Annotated in this window: 15 protein-coding genes; 4 read left to right on the top strand and 11 right to left on the bottom strand. The window is 73.3% G+C overall.

Features of this window, described 5'->3' with window-relative positions; genetic code table 11:
* Positions 1-8: 8 nt before the first annotated feature.
* The 9 genes from ABFX51_RS38580 to ABFX51_RS38540 all read right to left on the bottom strand — a co-directional run bounded on the left by ABFX51_RS38580 (position 9) and on the right by ABFX51_RS38540 (position 8,828).
* Positions 9-965 carry a squalene cyclase gene (locus tag ABFX51_RS38580; RefSeq protein ID WP_346056796.1) on the bottom strand — a complete coding sequence of 319 codons (957 nt, stop codon included), beginning with the start codon at positions 963-965 and terminating at the stop codon, positions 9-11.
* A gap of 10 nt (positions 966-975) precedes the next feature.
* Positions 976-1,350 (bottom strand): GntR family transcriptional regulator, encoded by a 375-nt coding sequence (locus ABFX51_RS38575; RefSeq protein WP_346056795.1) that lies wholly within the window; start codon positions 1,348-1,350, stop codon positions 976-978.
* Positions 1,347-2,069 carry a hypothetical protein gene (locus ABFX51_RS38570; protein ID WP_346056794.1) on the bottom strand — a complete coding sequence of 241 codons (723 nt, stop codon included), beginning with the start codon at positions 2,067-2,069 and terminating at the stop codon, positions 1,347-1,349. The genes ABFX51_RS38575 and ABFX51_RS38570 overlap by 4 nt, the downstream gene beginning before the upstream one ends.
* Before the next feature lie 122 nt (positions 2,070-2,191).
* Positions 2,192-4,438 carry a tetratricopeptide repeat protein gene (locus ABFX51_RS38565; RefSeq protein WP_346056793.1) on the bottom strand — a complete coding sequence of 749 codons (2,247 nt, stop codon included), beginning with the start codon at positions 4,436-4,438 and terminating at the stop codon, positions 2,192-2,194.
* A 43-nt stretch (positions 4,439-4,481) separates the two neighbouring features.
* Positions 4,482-5,051, bottom strand: coding sequence for a histidine phosphatase family protein (locus ABFX51_RS38560; protein WP_346056792.1), 570 nt, complete (start codon positions 5,049-5,051; stop codon positions 4,482-4,484).
* Positions 5,051-5,449 carry a VOC family protein gene (locus ABFX51_RS38555; RefSeq protein WP_346056791.1) on the bottom strand — a complete coding sequence of 133 codons (399 nt, stop codon included), beginning with the start codon at positions 5,447-5,449 and terminating at the stop codon, positions 5,051-5,053. Before ABFX51_RS38555 ends, ABFX51_RS38560 begins: the two co-directional genes overlap by 1 nt.
* A gap of 21 nt (positions 5,450-5,470) precedes the next feature.
* Entirely contained in the window at positions 5,471-6,202 is a 732-nt protein-coding gene (locus ABFX51_RS38550; RefSeq protein WP_346056790.1) for a phosphosulfolactate synthase, read from the bottom strand.
* Positions 6,199-7,347 carry an acyltransferase family protein gene (locus ABFX51_RS38545; protein ID WP_346056789.1) on the bottom strand — a complete coding sequence of 383 codons (1,149 nt, stop codon included), beginning with the start codon at positions 7,345-7,347 and terminating at the stop codon, positions 6,199-6,201. Before ABFX51_RS38545 ends, ABFX51_RS38550 begins: the two co-directional genes overlap by 4 nt.
* Positions 7,344-8,828: a class I adenylate-forming enzyme family protein gene (locus ABFX51_RS38540; RefSeq protein WP_346056788.1), complete on the bottom strand. Its 1,485-nt coding sequence runs from the start codon at positions 8,826-8,828 to the stop codon at positions 7,344-7,346. Before ABFX51_RS38540 ends, ABFX51_RS38545 begins: the two co-directional genes overlap by 4 nt.
* A gap of 198 nt (positions 8,829-9,026) precedes the next feature.
* On the opposite strand from ABFX51_RS38540, the gene ABFX51_RS38535 reads away from it, so the two are divergent.
* The gene (locus ABFX51_RS38535; protein WP_346056787.1) at positions 9,027-9,938 is read left to right on the top strand and encodes a CE1 family esterase; all 912 of its coding nucleotides are present in this window, start codon (positions 9,027-9,029) and stop codon (positions 9,936-9,938) included.
* Here the strand turns inward: ABFX51_RS38535 and ABFX51_RS38530 are convergent, their stop codons facing one another.
* Positions 9,939-10,883, bottom strand: a complete 945-nt coding sequence (locus ABFX51_RS38530) for a ribose-phosphate diphosphokinase (RefSeq protein ID WP_346056786.1) — start codon at positions 10,881-10,883, stop codon at positions 9,939-9,941.
* 42 nt (positions 10,884-10,925) lie between these two features.
* On the opposite strand from ABFX51_RS38530, the gene ABFX51_RS38525 reads away from it, so the two are divergent.
* Positions 10,926-11,723 (top strand): rhomboid family intramembrane serine protease, encoded by a 798-nt coding sequence (locus tag ABFX51_RS38525; protein WP_346056785.1) that lies wholly within the window; start codon positions 10,926-10,928, stop codon positions 11,721-11,723.
* On the opposite strand, the gene ABFX51_RS38520 is transcribed toward ABFX51_RS38525, so the two are convergent.
* The gene (locus ABFX51_RS38520) at positions 11,662-13,065 is read right to left on the bottom strand and encodes a sialate:H+ symport family MFS transporter (protein WP_346056784.1); all 1,404 of its coding nucleotides are present in this window, start codon (positions 13,063-13,065) and stop codon (positions 11,662-11,664) included. The genes ABFX51_RS38525 and ABFX51_RS38520 overlap by 62 nt on opposite strands.
* Positions 13,066-13,152: 87 nt before the next feature.
* On the opposite strand from ABFX51_RS38520, the gene ABFX51_RS38515 reads away from it, so the two are divergent.
* Both ABFX51_RS38515 and ABFX51_RS38510 read left to right on the top strand, forming a co-directional pair.
* Positions 13,153-13,818 (top strand): FadR/GntR family transcriptional regulator, encoded by a 666-nt coding sequence (locus ABFX51_RS38515; protein WP_346056783.1) that lies wholly within the window; start codon positions 13,153-13,155, stop codon positions 13,816-13,818.
* Between the two features lie 625 nt (positions 13,819-14,443).
* On the top strand, positions 14,444-15,376 hold the full coding sequence (locus tag ABFX51_RS38510; RefSeq protein ID WP_346056782.1) for a dihydrodipicolinate synthase family protein: 933 nt from the start codon (positions 14,444-14,446) through the stop codon (positions 15,374-15,376).
* Positions 15,377-15,616: the final 240 nt, after the last annotated feature.

Here is a 15,616-nt window from a genome sequence, read left to right as displayed (position 1 = left end):
CCGTGAGCTTAGAGACCGGCCGGGCCGGGCGGGCGGCCACCGTCGTACCAGTTCAGGACGCGCAGGGCACGCAGCGTGTTCCACCGGCTCGGCGCGCCGTCGCCGTCCTCCAGTGGGAAGTGGACCGCGCCGGGGTGCGTGTTCTCCAGCAGCCACCGTCCGTCGGGCGTGCGCGCCTTGGTCACGACGGCGATCGCCTCCTCCTGGCGGGGATCGGGTGCGCCGCCGGCGGCGCGGAAGTGGTCCAGGGCGCGCAGCACGTCGTAGTGCCACCAGGTGGGGAAGGAGAAGCGCAGCCAGTCCGGCTCGACCACCTCGCCGGTGCTCGCCCGCCGGAACAGCCGCCGCCGCAACAGGTATTCCTCGCCGCGCTGCCGGGCGGCGAGGGAGGCGGGCGAGCCGCCGGTCGCCCGCTCGTGCTCCAGCAGCCCTTCGAGGACGCAGATCGTCGAGTGGAAGGAAGAGCGGACCGACCCGTTCTCGGCCTCGCAGTTCCAGCCGCCGTCGGGGAGCTGCTCGCCGACCAGCCGCTCGACGATCCCGTCGACATCGACACCGAAGTAGGCGCCGACCGCGACGGTCCGCCCGTTGATGCACGGTTCGACCTCGCCGGCGAAGAACGGCTGCCCGGCGTGCTCCCACCGGCAGTTCTCCCGCACCAGCGCGATGGTCTCGCGCACACGGGCGTCCGCGGGATCGACGCCGAGTTCCCGCAGCAGGGTCAGGGTCGGCAGGGTCGACGTCCACGGCTGCCCGGCGGAGAAGTCGCGGCCGAACCCCGCCGGGAAGCACGCCCCGCCCGCCCACTGCCCGTCGTCGCGCAGTGCGAGGAGGCGCGCACCCCAGCCCTCGTGCGCGACGCGGGAGCGCTCGGCGGCCACCTCCTCGGGCGGCGCGCCGGTCAGGTCACGCAGCACCTGCCACCGCAGACCGGGGTCGGCGTCGAGCAGCCACTCCAGCACCATGCCGGGCAGGCTAGCCCGGGCCGTAGGCCTCGCGCACCGCCGCGACGGCTGTTTCCGCGTCGACGCCGAGGTCCTTCGCGGTGGCGGCGAACTCCGCGGCCGCCGCCCTCAGCAACGCCGCCGCGTCCGCACGGGGTGCGGTGTCCGCGACGACCGTGCCGCGCGCGCGTGCCGTGCGGACCCAGCCCGCCGCCTCCAGTTCGCGGTAGACGCGGGCGATCGTGCCCGACGCGAGACCGAGGTCGCCCGCCAGCTGGCGGATCGGCGGCAGGCGGGTGCCCGGCGTGAGCGCCCCGCGCGTGATGAGCCGGACGATCTGGTCCTGCACCTGGCGCCACGGCGCGAGCCCGCTGCCCACGTCGACGACGACCCGGAGCGCGGTCATGCCACCGCGGCGGCCGCGACGTGCCGGTCCGGCCCCAGCACGGCGATCGTGGCGGCCAGGCTCACGACGAACACCAGCACCGGGCCCAGGCTCAGCGTCTGGGAGGCCTGGGGCAGCGCGGCCGGGACGAGGATGGCGAGCCCGGTGGCGACGCGTGCGCTGCGGGCCCGCAGCACGAGGTCGACCGCGGCGTCCCCGGCGGCGGGCCGGCGCAGGGCGAGCAGCACCACCGCGGCCACGATGAGCGTGCAGCCGGCGTCCACGCCCAGCCACGCCCAGTCCCGCGCGAGCACGGCGCGGACCACGCCCCCGGCGACGGCGAGCGCGAGCAGGACGAGCGCCCAGACGGGCACGAGGTCGCTGACGCCGCGGTGCCGCAACATCGCCTCGCGGCGGGGACCGGCCGGAGGCCGCCAGCCGAGCAGTTCGCCGAGCAGGCCGCCCACCAGGACCGTCCACACGAGAGTCCAGTCGTCCGCCCGCGCGAGGCCGGCGGCGTCGCCGAGCAGGGGCAGTGCCAGGAACAGCCAGGGGTACCAGAACCTGCGGCGCTTGAGGTAGCGGACCGCTTCCGCGGTGTCCACTTCGGACGGTTCGGGCACGCCCCAGCGCACGAGCAGGCGGCGGCCTTGCTTGGGCCCCGGCCACAGCACGACGAGGAGCACCAGGCCGAACAGGCCCAGCAGCACCGCCACGGCCAGGATGTTGTCGAGCGCCATCGGGCACCTCCTTGTATCAAGGGGATGCTACAAGCATTCGGGGGTCCGGCGCGCCCGTCCTGCCCGGCTGGACGGCCGGCGGTGGTCGTTGGGGAAGCGCGCTCCCGGCCCGGGAACGCCGCTCACCGGCGTGGTTCGAGGTTCTCCAGCGCCTGTTTCGCCAGCTCGTCCCCGCGGTCGGCGGCCCGCTGGTACCACGCCCGGCCCTCCGCGAGGTTCCCGCGCCGCCAGTGCAGCGCCCCCAGGTTCACCTCCGCGGGCAGGTGCCCGGCCTCCAGCGCCCGGTGGTACCAGCGCTCGGCCTCCGCGAACACACCCCGGTCCTGCAGCAGCGTGCCCAGGTTCAGCATCGCCTCCGGCAGGCCGTGCTCGGCGGACCGGCGGTACCACACCTCGGCGTCACCCGGCCGCCCCCGCTGCTCCAGCAGCACCGCCAGCCCGAACTCCGCGACCCTGCCGTTCTCCGTCTCCGCCGCCCGGCGGAACCACGTCTCCGCCGCGTCGAGATCGCCCTGGTTCCACAGGTTCCGCGCGAGGTCGAGCGCCGCCTGGCCGTCACCCATCTCGGCCGCCAGCCGGCGCAGCGCCTCCACGTCCGGGCGGTGCGGCGCGTTCTCCTCGGTCTGCGACAACAGCCCCATCAACCGCACCGCGGCCGGATCCCCGGACAGCGCGACCTTGCGCAACAACGCCGCCCCGCGCTTGCGGTCCCCGTGCAGCAACTCCAGCACGGCCTCCTTGCGCAGCCCGTTCGGATCACCCGCCGCGGCGGCCCGCTGGTAGGCCGCGCGGGCCTGGTCGATCCGCCCCGTCTGCGCCAGCAGCCCGCCGAGGTTGGTCATGCCCGTGGTGTCCCCGGCCTCGGCGGCCCGCTGGTACCACTGCTCGGCGACCTGCACTTCGCCCCGGTTCTCGGCGAGCGTGCCGAGGTTGGACATCGCCCAGCCGTTGCCCGCCTCGGCGGCCCGGAGGTACCACTGCTCCGCCACCGCCTGGTCCCCGGCCGCCTGCGCCGCCCACCCGAGGTCGAACAACGCGTGCTGGTCGCCCCGCTGCGCGAGCCGCTGCCACAGGTTCGCCGCCTCCGACAGCCGCCCGAACCGGACCGCCGCCCTGGCGATGCGGAACGTCTGGTCCGGCGTCAGCGCGTGCGCGCCCAGCAGCCGCTGCCACACCGGCTCCGGCACGTCACCACCGGTCTCGGCGGCGTCCACGAGGTAGTCGAACGCGACGTAGCGGTCCGGCCCGGCGGGCTTGAGGCACGGGCTCGCGCCGCGCACCGGCTGCGTCGCCCACTCCAGTGCCCCCGCCAGGTCCGGCTCGCCGAGGCGGTTGCGGAACCGCGGCGACAGGTAGTGCGGGTGCAGCGCCACCAGCCAGTCCAGCGGCACCGGCTCGAGGTACCCGGCACGCCGCAGGTCGACCGCGGCGCTCACCAGCGCGGCGCCCCGCTCGTTCTCGGCCTCGCGCCACCGTCGCACCGCCTCCGGGCCGGCGGCGATGTGCGCCCCGAACCCGGGCCGCGTCTCGTCGAGCAACGCGCCCGCGATCCGCGGATCCGACTGGAACTGGTGTGCCGCGGCGGTTTCCGTCCGGTCCAGCGCCCGCTCCAGTTCCACCGGCGTGACCCGCGTCAGCACCCGCCGGGCCCGGCCGCCGGGACCGTCGGTGTCGACGCCGAGCGCTTCCCTGGCGCGGGACCGCAGCGTCGCGAGGATCACCGTGTCCGACGGGCCGCGGGTGCACAGGGTGGTCAGGACCCGGTCGTCGAGGCTGTCGGTCGCGAGGTAGCGCTCGAGGTCGTCCAGCCACACCACCGTCTTCGGCGGCAGCGCGCGCGCCAGCTCCCGCAGCGCACCCGCGTCGGCGAGCACGAGCACGTTCTCCCAGCCGAGGCGCTCCGCGTTGCGCAGCACGGCCTCGTACGCGGTGCGGGTCTTGCCCGTCGCCGCGTCGCCCTGGACGAGCACCAGCCCGCCGCGCGCGAGGGCGCGGTCGAGTTCGGCGTCGGCGGTGCGCGGGACGTACGGGGGGAGGGGTGCCCCGCCCGGCAGGAGCCACGCGGGGTGGACGCCGAGCGCCACCGGGTCCAGTTCGCCGATCCGCAGGGTCCGGATCGCCCTCGCCGGGGCGGACGCCGGCCGCGCCGGCACCGGCGGTGGCGGATCGGGGCGCGGCGCGCGCCGGGGCGGCCGGAACGCGAGCAGCACCAGCAGACCGGTCACCGCCGCGGCGACCACCTCGATCGTCCACCCGACGGTGCCGGGGAGCGTGCCCCCGCTCGTGAGCAACCCCGCGGCGACGGCCACCGCGGCGGCGGCGCCCGCACCGACGAGGCGCCATGCTCTGCTTCCGGACTCGAACGACATCGCGGTAACTTTCCCATAGCCGGTGCGGTCCGCGGATGTCTGTTCAGCAACAGCGCGAGCGGTCCAGAGTGGTCACCGAGGCGTTACCGACAGCGACGCGCGGCACGGGTTCACGCAGCCGGGGATCGGCGCTGGTGGTGGCCACGCGGACGGGCCCGCCGTGGGCGACGAGGACCAGTTCGCCGTCGTGCGCGGCGTAGCGGTTCAGTGTCGTGTGGATGCGTTCGTAGAGCTCCGCGATGCTCTCGCCGCCTTCGGGCCGCCGCCACGGTTCGCGCCACAGGCGGTCGATCTCGTCCTGCACGGTGCCTTCACCGAGCCGGTCGGTGAAGCGACGTCCCTCCAGGTGGCCCAGGTGCTGTTCCCGCAGTGCCGGGTCTTCCCGGACGGGCAGCCCGAGCGCCCGGGCGATGACGTCGGCGGTCGCCCTGGCGCGGGGCAGGTCGCTGCTGAAGATCGCCGAGACGGGCCGCCGCACGAGCAACTCCGCCGTCTCCGCCGCTTGCCGCAGCCCACGCGCGGTGAGCGAACCGGCCTCGGCGGACTGTCCCTGCGCGCGCCCGGCGAGGTTCCATTCGCTTTCGCCGTGGCGCACCAGGTGCAGCACCGCCATCAGAACTGCAGCCGCGGGTCGTCGTAGTTCTTGAACTCGATCACGTTGTTCGACGGGTCGGCGAGCGCGATCGTGCGGTGCTGCTCGGCCGTGCCCTCGAAGCGGAGCGCGGGACCGGCCAGCACGCGCAGCTTGCGGTGCTCGACGAGCCGCAGCAACCGGTCGAAGTCCTCGGCCGCGGCGAAGCTCACGCCGAAGTGCCGCGGGTACATCACGGGCTCCTCGGGCACGTCGTCGGACAGGTGGCACACGAGCTGGTCGCCGAAGAAGTCGAAGGTGACGCGGTCGTCGTAGCGGCGGGCGAGCTTCGCGCCGAGGCCGAAGACGTAGAACTCCACCGCCTCGTCGAGGTCCTTCGCCGGGACGGCGATGTGGCAGGCGTCGTGGGTGTTGCGCATTCTCTCTCCTTTGTGGACGGTTCAGGCGGGCACGGCGACGGGGGTGAGCTGCAGCAGCGTGTCGCCGCGCAGCCCGCGCCGCAGGGTCTCCACGCCGACCAGGTCGGCGGGCGCGATGTTGCCGAGGTTCACGTCGGGCCCGAGTGCGCGGATCAGCTCGACCTGCAGGTCCTTCGTGGGGGCCTCGAACAGCAGCCGCCCGGCGTCGATCCGCGCCAGCACGGCACGCAGCACGTCGTCACGCAGGTGCCCGTCGGGCGTGGCCATCCCGCTGCGGCCGCTCTCGCGCGTCTCGGTGATCACCAGTTCGGCCCCGGCGTCCAGGTCCTCCCGGATCGCACCGGCCCAGTCGGCGGGGGACAGCCGCGCGGAGCGTTCGGCGTCCTTGTAGCCGACCTCCGCCAGCACCGGCCGGTACCGGGACATCCGCCGCACCCACTCCGCTTTGCCTTGCTGGTCAAGGGGAATAGTCCCGTTGGACACCTCGACGTGGGTGGCGCCGGTGCGCTCGACGAGTGCCAGGTAGTCGTCGACCCGGTCCTGCACGAGGTACCACTCGAACAGCGTGCCGCCGAAGTAGAAGCCGATCCCGGCCTCTCGCAGCACGGCGATCTTGCGGTGGAGTTCCCTGGTGACGAGCGCGGTGCCCCAGCCGAACTTGACCAGCCCGACGAGCTCGCCGTGGCTGGCGATCACGTCGGTGAACAGTCCCGTCGGCAGGCCGGTGTCGATCATCATCGTGGTGCGGCTCATCGGGCTCCTCCTGAGTTCACGAGCGCGAGTTCGGGGGCGGGGGCGGGCCGGGACGCCCGTGCGCGGGCGCGGCCGGTGAGCGCGAGGCTCGCCGGGGTGCGCCGGGCGGCGGCGGTGACGACCCCGGAGACGAGGTAGAGCAGGGGTAGCGCGACGACCACGAGCACGCCGAGCACGACGGCGTTCGGCACCGTCTGGGCGAAGCCGACGAGCCCGATCGAGGTGGCGCCGAGCAGCGCGCCCTGCAGGACCAGCGGGTGCAGCAGGTAGATGCCGAACGAGGCGTCCGACGTCGCGGTGACGAGCTTTTCCCCGAAGCGGCCGCTTTCCTGCCACCGCAGCCCGGCGGCGAGGAACGCCCACGCGATCGCCACGCTCTCGGCCGCGACGACGGGCTGGAACACCACGCTCGCCTGCAACGGCGGCTGACCCAGCGCGTACACGTGCACCAGGTAGACGGCCACGCTCAGCGTGATCATGGCCGCGCACGCGGCGAACACCGCCCGTGCGTGCCGCCGGGTCCAGGTCACGAGCGCGTCCCGGTGCCACGCGGCGATCGAGCCCGCGAGGACGTACCCGAGGTAGCTGGGCAGCAGCGCGTCGGGCGTGCGGACCCAGCCCGTCAGCGGGCCGAGGTCCCACTGCTGCTGCACGGCGTAGGTGAAGGTCAGCTGGAACACCGCCGCACCCGCGAGCAACGCGCCGTGCCACCGCTCCGTCGCCCGCAGCAGTGCCCTGATCAGCGGGAACACCAGGTAGATCTGCATCGAGACGAGCAGGAAGTACAGGTGGTACCGCGCGGTGCCGGTGAGCAGCTGGTGCAGCAGGTTCTCGCCGAGGAACGGGCCACCGTCGGCGAGGAAGTACAGCACCGTCCACACCACGTAGGGCACCACGACGAACAGGTAGCGCCGCCGCCAGAACCGCGGCCAGCGCACCTGCTTCCGGCCCGTGCTGTAGGTCAGCACGAACGCGGTGAGCAGGAAGAACACCTCGCGGCTGACGTGGAAGACCATGCCCAGCGCGCCGTCGAGCACCGTCGGCGGCACGGGCGCGAGCGCCAGCACGTGCGTGCCGATGACCAGGCCGACGGTCAGCACCCGGATCAGGTCGACGTAGTGCAGGTGCTCGCCGCGGGCGCTCACGCCTTGCCCGCCAGCTCCGCGCGCAGGGCCCGCCGCAGCACCTTGCCCGTCGGCCCGAGCGGCAGCGCGTCGGTGACCTCGACGACGGTGGGCCGCTTGTAGCGCGCCAGCCGCTGCTCGCACCAGGTGCCCAGTTGCCTTTTGAGGGCGTCGGCGTCCGGTTCGCGGGTGGTCACGAACGCGACCGGCACCTGACCGAGGCGCTCGTGCGGCGCGCCGACCACCGCCACCGCGGCGACCCCGGGATGCGCGAGCAGCACGTTTTCCACTTCCTGCGGGTAGATCTTCTCGCCGCCCCGGTTGATCACGTCGTCCGCGCGGCCCGCCAGCCGCAGGAACCCGGCCTCGTCACGGATGCCGACGTCGCCGGTGTGCAGCCAGCCGTCGTCGTCACGGGCGGGGCGGGTCCGTTCCGGCCCCCGCTCGGTCAGCTCCAGGTACCGCGACACGATCTGCGGGCCGCGCAGCAGCACCTCGCCTTCCTCGCCCGGTCCGGCTTCGCGGCCGTCCGGGCCGGCGACGACGAGGTCCAGCTCGACCGGCAGGCCCACCGACCCGGCCCGGCGCCGCGCCGGGTCGAGCGGGTTCGCCGTGATCTGCCCGGCCGCCTCGGACATGCCGTAGGTCTCCAGCACGCCGATCCCGGTCCGCTCGGCGAAGGCCGTCGCGGTCGCGGGCGGCAGTGGAGCGGACGCCGAGCGCGCGAACCGGATGCGGTCGGTGACGTGCTCGGGCGGGGCCGGGCGTGCCGCGAGCGACGCCAGCACGGCGGGAACCGCGTTGAGCCACGTGGGGGAGTGGCGTTCCACGCGCGCCCAGTACTCGCCCGCGTCGAACCGCCGGTCCAGCACCAGCGACGCCCCGCTGACCACGGTCGCGAGCAGGCCCATCACCTGGGCGTTGACGTGGAACAACGGCAGCGGCGTGTACCCGCGCTCGCCGGGGCCGAAGCGGTGGTGCCGCGCGACGCGGGCGGCGGCGTGCAGCAGCTGCCGCTCGGTGAGCGGAATGCCCTTGGGGCGCCCCGTGGTCCCGGAGCTGGTGAGCAGGACTGCCGGCCGCAGCGCGGCGTCGTCGCTGGGCAGGGCCGCCGTGGTGGCGGACCAGATCCGCCGCGGGCCGGCGAGGTCCACCAGCACGGTGTCCACCTCGGGCCGGATGACGGGGTCCGCGGCGTCGGTGGCGAGCACGTCCACCCGCAGCCGCGCCAGCACGTCGGACAGCTCGGCCGCGGTGAGCCGCGGGTCGACGGGGGCAGCGGTGAGGCCCGCGGACAGGCAGCCGAGGTAGGCGGCGGTGAAGGCCAGCGGGTCGGCGACGACGAGCCCGACCCGGCTGCCGGGCGGGGCGAGACCGTGCCACCGGGAGGCGTGCCCGGCCACCGCACGCCAGGTCAGTGCCCGTCCGTCCTCGCCGGACAGGAACGCGGCCTCCTCCGGCCGCTCGCCCGCCCGGGTGGACAACAACCGGGACACCGTCATGAAAACCTCCTCGCGCGTTCCGCCGGACACGGAGCGAGTTTCGTCCGTGTTCCTAGGAGCCCGCTGGCAGGCGGATGAGAGGGAGCTGAGAACGCCCGCGGCTCACGCTTTTTTCGCGGTCGTTCCGGCACACTGGTGGTCATGAAAAGGCGGCGCTACCGGCGGTTTCCGCGCGCAACTGGACAAACAGGACTGTTGGTGGCGTGCCTCGCCGCGTTCGTCACACTGGCCGCCTGCGCCGCCCCCGCCGCGAGCGCGCCGTCCGCGCCCGCCGCCCACACGGCGCCGGCGCAGCCGGCCGTCACCGCCGCCACCACGACGGTGCAGCGCCACCTCACCGTGGCGGGGACGAAGCGGACGTACCTCGCAGTCGGTCCTTCCTTGCACCACAAGGGACTTCCCCTGCTCGTCGTGCTGCACGGCCGCGGCATCACCGCGCAGCAGGAGTCGGCGCGGACCGGGTTCCTGCCCTACGCCCAGCGCGGGCTGGCGGACATCGTCTACCCCTCCGGGATCTCCCAGTCGTGGAACGCAGGGCACGGCTGCTGCGGGGTGGCGGGCCGGGAAGGCGTGCCCGACACCGCGTTCGTGACCGCCGTGGTTTCCGACGCTTCCCGGTACTTCGCGAGCGATCCGCGCCGGGTCTACCTGGTGGGCTACAGCAATGGGGCGAAACTGTCGTTCGAGGAGGTTTGCGCACATCCAGGGATCTTCGCCGGAATCGCGACCTACGGGGCCGTTCCGCTCGCCGACTGCCCCGGCGGCGAACCGGTCTCGGCACTGCTCGCCGCGGGCACGGCCGACCCGCTGGTGCGCGCCGAACACGGTTCGCCCAGCGCCACCGCGGCGCTCGCCCAGGCGATCTCGCAGTGGCAACGCCGCGACAGCTGCCCGGGCGCGCCGAGCACGAGCCACACCGGCCCGCTGACGCTGTCGACGTGGACCGGGTGCGCGGCGGGCACGCAGCTGGCGTCGGCCGTCTACAACGGACTGACGCACTACTGGCCCACCGCGGGCCACATCTCCGCGCCCTACACCACGGCCGTCAGCGAGCAGGCCGCGGCGGCGACGGTGATGTGGGACTTCCTGAGCAGGCAGCGGCTGACGTGATCACTGCGCGTCGAACAGGGCGCTGACCGACTCACCGTTGTGGATGCGGCGCATCGCCTCCGCCAGCGCGGGCGCGATGGACAGCACGGTCAGCTTCGGCGTGGTCTCGTCGGGGCGCACCGGCACGGTGTTCGTGCAGACGATCTCCACCACGTCGGGCTGGTCCGCGATGCGCTTGAGCGCCCCGTCCGCGAACAGCCCGTGCGTGCACGCCACCCGGATCGACCGCACACCCATCTCCCGCAGCCGCGCGAGCAGCTCCAGCACCGTGCTGCCCTTGGCGATCTCGTCGTCGAGCACGATCACGTCCCGCCCGGCGACCTCGCCGATGATCGACGTGATGCTCACCCGGTCGTCGGCGAAGCGTTCCTTCGCCCCGGCCGCGACGGGCACGCCGAGCAGGCGCGCGAAGTGCGACGCGGGCTTGGCGTTGCCGAGGTCGGGGGAGACGACGGTGGTGTTGCCCAGGTCGTGGCGGCGGAAGTGCCGGGCCAGCTCCCGCAGCGCGTGCAGGTGGTCGACCGGCACGCTGAAGAACCCGTGCACCTGCGGCGAATGCAGCGTCATCGCGAGCACCCGGTTGGCGCCGGCCGTCACCAGCAGGTCCGCCACCAGCCGCCCGCCGATCGAGATCCGCGGCGCGTCCTTCTTGTCCGACCGCGCGTACGCGTAGTGCGGCATCACCACGGTCGTACGGGCCGCCGAGGCGCCCCGCGCGGCGTCGAGCATGAGCAGCAGCTCGACGAGGTGCTCCTGCACCGGGGCGACGATGGGCTGGATGAGGAACACGTCCCGCTCGCGGCAGTTGGCCTGCAGCTGCACCTCGAGGCAGTCGTTGGCGAACCGCCGCACGCTCACCGGGTGCAGGTCGACGCCGAGGTGGGCACAGATCTCCTCGGCCAGCTCGGGATGGGCACTACCGCTGAAAACGGCGATCTCGCGCACGCCCGGAATGCTACCCGGGCTTTCGTGGGGTATGCCTGACGCGTGATCCCCGTCCACGACGTCAACCCGCTGCGCCGCACGCCCTGGCTGACCTACGCCCTCGTCGCGGCGAACGTGGTGGTGTTCCTGCTGATGCCCGCCGCGGCGCACACGCTCGTCGGCAACCCCGGCCTGGCACAGCTGTGCGACCTGCAGGCGTTCGTGGAACGGTGGGGTGCCGTCCCCGCCGAGCTGCTGCGCAACCAGGGACCCGCGCTCGTGCCCACCGGCCGCGCCGTGCTCACCCCGCAGGGCGCGGGCTGCCTGCTCGGCCCGCCCGGCTACGGCAAGTCGCCCGTGTTGTCGGTGCTGACGTCGATGTTCCTGCACTCCAGCTGGACGCACCTGCTCGGCAACATGCTGTTCCTCGCGATCTTCGGCAACAACATCGAGGACCGGCTCGGCCGCGTGCGGTTCCTGCTGTTCTACCTCGTGTGCGGGTACGCCGCGGGCTACGGCTTCGCGCTCACCGACCCGTCTTCGACGCAGCCGCTCGTCGGGGCGTCCGGCGCGATCGCGGGCGTGCTCGGCGCGTACCTGGTGATCTACCCCCGTGCCCGCGTGTGGGGGCTGATCCCGGTGCTGTTCTTCCTGCCGTTGCGCGTGCCGGCGTGGCTGATGCTCGGCATGTGGTTCGTCCTGCAGGCGTTCTACGCGACCGGCTACGGCACGGCGCAGGCGGGCTCGGTCGCCTACGCCGCGCACGTCGCCGGGTTCCTCGTCGGCGCGCTGCTGGGGTTCACCCTGCGGCGGCGGAGGCCTCCTCGCGGCGCGCCCGGTCCAGCCTGGCCGGGACGTTGAACCCGACCAGCAGCGCCGTGACCAGCGTCAGGCCGCCCGCGAGCCACACCAGTGCCGGGCCGAGCCCGATGTGCGCCGAAACCTGGGCACCGGCGAGCGGGGCCACGGCGCCGCCGAGCGCGCCGACGTTGTAGGTGAAGCCGAGGCTCGCCGCGCGCACCCGGACCGGGAAGTGGTCGCCGATGTACTTCGGCAGCAGGCCGGAGATGCCGGAGCTGGTGGCCTGCAGCGCGAACAACAGCACCCACACGGCGACGACGTTGCCCCCGCCGAGCGCGAACGCGGGGAACACGAACGCCAGCGACAGCACGAGCCCGCCGACGTAGGTGGTGCGCGTGCCGAACCGGTCGCCGACGATCCCCGCGAGGCACGAGCCCGCCGCGTAGCCGAGCCCGGCCCAGGTCAGCGCGTTGGCGACCTGCCCGGCGTCGTAGTGCAGCGCGGTCTTGAGGTAGGTGGGCAGCAGCGACTGGATCGGCCAGGAGTAGAGGAAGGCGCAGAACACGGTGGCCATGAGGCCGACGGCCATCGCCCACGAGCGGCCCGCGACCTGCACGGCGAACGCGACGAACCCGGCGACGCAGAGCGCGATGTACAGCGGGTAGAGCGAGCCGGCGTGCCCGGAGAAGATGAGCACGAGGCAGACGGCGATCACCACGCCGATGACGACGTTGACGGCGGTCCACCGGCGGTTCAGCAGCGCCGTGGCGCTCGTGCTGCCTTCCCGGCGTGCGGCGACCTCCTCGGTCCAGTCCTGCGCCTCGGGCAGGGCGCGGCGCAGCCACAGCGCGACGAGCACGGGCACGATGCCGATCCAGAACAGCCACCGCCAGCCCAGGTGCGGGACGACGAGGTCGTACGCGCGGGCGGCGAGGATCGTGCCGACGGGGTAGGCGGACAGCAGGAAGCCGCTCGCGCGGTTGCGCAGGTGCTTCGGCCAGCTCTCCAGGACGTAGGTGCTGCTGGAGCCGTACTCGCCCGCCATGCCGATGCCCACGATCGCCCGGAAGACGAACAGGGACCAGTAGCTCCAGGCGAAGCCGCAGAGCGCGGTGCCCACGGCGTAGCAGACGATGCTGAGGATCATGGCGGGGCGGCGGCCGAAGCGGTCGCCGAAGGCGCCGAGCGCGAGCCCGCCGAACCAGCGCGACACGAACGCGGCGGACACGAGCGTCGCGGCGCCGGCCAGCGACAGGTGGAACTCGGTGCGGATCTCGGTGAGGACCAGCGTGATGATCACGAAGTCGAAGCCGTCGAGCAGGTAGCCCAGCCAGGCGGCGCCGAACGCCTTCCACCGCCCTGGTCCGAGCTGGCGGTACCAGGGGATGCGGGGGGAACTCATGGTCACCTCTTCGTCGAGGAGTGGTAGGACGTTGGACGTCATATGATGCGCCGGTACGCTAGCCCAGAACGTCGAAGTGAGGCAAGAGTGCGCACCACACGCAGCCAGGAGCTGGTCGATTCCATCGTCGAGCTGATCGACCGGCGGCAGCTGCGGCCGGGTGACCCGCTGCCGCCGGAGCCGCGGCTGATGGAGGAGTTCGGGGTGGCGCGGAACTCGGTGCGGGAGGCGCTGCGGACGTTGCAGGCGCTGGGGATCGTGGAGATCCGGCACGGGTACGGCACGTTCGTGGGGGAGGCCAGCATGGCGGCGCTGAGCCCGTCGCTGCTGTTCCGCACGAGGGCGCGGTCGAGGGACGATCTGCGGGGGCTCAGTGATCTGCTGGAGGTGCGGCAGATACTGGAGACGGAGCTGACGCGGCGCGTGGTGGGGGACGGGAAGCTGCTGAGCGCGCTGGGGGAGTGTGTCGACCGGATGGCCGACCCGGCGACCGCGCCCGCCGCCGACCGCCGTTTCCACGAGCTGATCGGCGAGGCCGCGGGCAACGAGCTGGCGCTGGAGCTGATCCGCCTGTTCTGGGACGTCTACCGGCAGACCGAGTCGCACGTGGGCGCGCCGACGTCGCAGCCGGAGGGCCTGGTGGCCAAGCACCAGGAGATCCTGGAGGCCATAGCGGCCGCCGACCCCCGCGCGATCGGCGAAGCCGTGAGCCGCCACTTCGACGAGATCCGGCAGCGCATCGCGGCGGGGTGAGGCCGGGGTGGGGTTGGGCTGCTGGGTTTGGGGCTCCGGCGTGGGTTGAGGCGGGGTGGGGTTGGGCTTGCGGTTTGCTGCGTGGGGGTTGGGGCTGACGGCTCGAGCTGGTTGGGCCTGGATGGTGTTCGGCCTCCGGCACTGGTGGCGCGGTCTGGCCAAGGCGGTCTTGGTGTGGGTGAATTCAGGATCGGTTCCTTGCTCCCGTTCCGGAAGCAAGGAAAGGTCAATTCCGCCAGCCGTCGAGGCATGCCGTGAAATCGGGCAAATGGCGCCTTCGCAGAATTAGGCTGGCGCCCTTCCCGATTTTCTAGGCGGCGCTCTCCCGATTGCCAGGACGTCCGACGGTTCGGAGTGGATGGGAATCCAGCTTCCGCGCCAGAAGGAATGAGGATTTCGACGTGATCAGGACGAAATTCCCAGGCGGAAACCGGCTCCGCTGCCTTCCCGCCGCTCATCGCCGCATGGCGTGGAAGCCCTCCTCGCCGCGGCCGCTCAGGCTGGCTTGCCCTTGTTCCTTGCCTTGTCTCGCCGTAGCCCCTCCGCTGCCACTTCGCCCCTTGACCCCGGCCCGCTCCAGCGGCAACATAGGACGTCCAACGTCCTATGTCCTGATCGGAGTTTCATGCCTGCCCCCGTCCCCGACCACGGCGTCATCCCGCCGCTGTGCACGCCGCTCACGCCAGGGCGCGAGCTGGACGTTCCCTCGCTGGAACGGCTCACCGGCTTCTTGCTCGACGCGGGCGTGCACGGGCTCTTCGTCACCGGTTCGACGGGCGAGGTGGCCTACCTGACCGACGACGTCCGCCACCGGGTGCTCGACGTCGTCACCTCCGTCGCGGCCGGGCAGGTGCCCGTGCTGGCCGGCGTCGTGGACACCACCACGCCCCGCGTCATCGCGCAGGCCCGTGCCGCCCAGGCACACGGGGCGGACGCCGTCGTCGCGACGGCACCGTTCTACGCGCCCACCGCGCCCGTCGAGTTCGGCACGCACTTCCGCGCCATCCGCGCCGCCGTCGACCTGCCGCTCGTCGCCTACGACATCCCCGGCTCGGTGCACGCCAAACTGCCCGCGCACACCGTCGCCGAACTGGCCGCCGACGGCACCCTCGACGGGCTCAAGGACTCCAGCGGGGACCTCGACGGCCTCCGCGCCGTGCTCGAACTCGTCGACACCACGCGTTTCCGGGTCTTCACCGGCTCCGAGACCATGGCAGACGTCGCCGTGTTCCTCGGTGCGCACGGGCTCGTCCCCGGCCTCGGCAACGTCGACCCCCACGGCTACCTCCGGCTCTGGAACGCCGCCAGCCGGGGCGACTGGGCCGAGGCCGCGACCGAACAACGCCGCCTGCGCGCCCTGTTCCGGATGATCACCGTCGGCGGCGCGGACCTCGGGCCCTACGCCTCCGCGATCGGCGCGTTCAAACACGCGCTCGTCGCCCGCGGGATCCTGGCCCACGGCACCACGAGCCTGCCCATGCACCCGCTCGGCGAACGCGAGCAGGCCGAGGTGCGCGAGCTCCTCGCCGCGGCCGGGCTCTCCGCCATCCACGGCTGACGGGGCCGGGGCGGAACGGCGACCGCCGGGGCAGCGCGAGCAAGCGGTGGCCGCACGGGGGAGGGTCGGTCCGGCGGGCGAGTTGTGGTGGCTTCGTGGACCGGCGCCGCTGGGAACCGGTGATGGGGACCGCGCGGGGAGGGCTGGCCGTATCCGGCGGGGCGAGTTGCGGTCGTCTCGTGGACGGGCGCCGGTGGGAACCGGTGATCGTGGCTGCAGGGGAGGGTCGGCCGCATTCGT

This window comes from Amycolatopsis dongchuanensis, assembly GCF_039542405.1.
Taxonomy (GTDB): Bacteria; Actinomycetota; Actinomycetes; order Mycobacteriales; family Pseudonocardiaceae; genus Amycolatopsis_E; species Amycolatopsis_E sacchari.
This window is presented reverse-complemented; position numbering and strand designations above follow the sequence as displayed.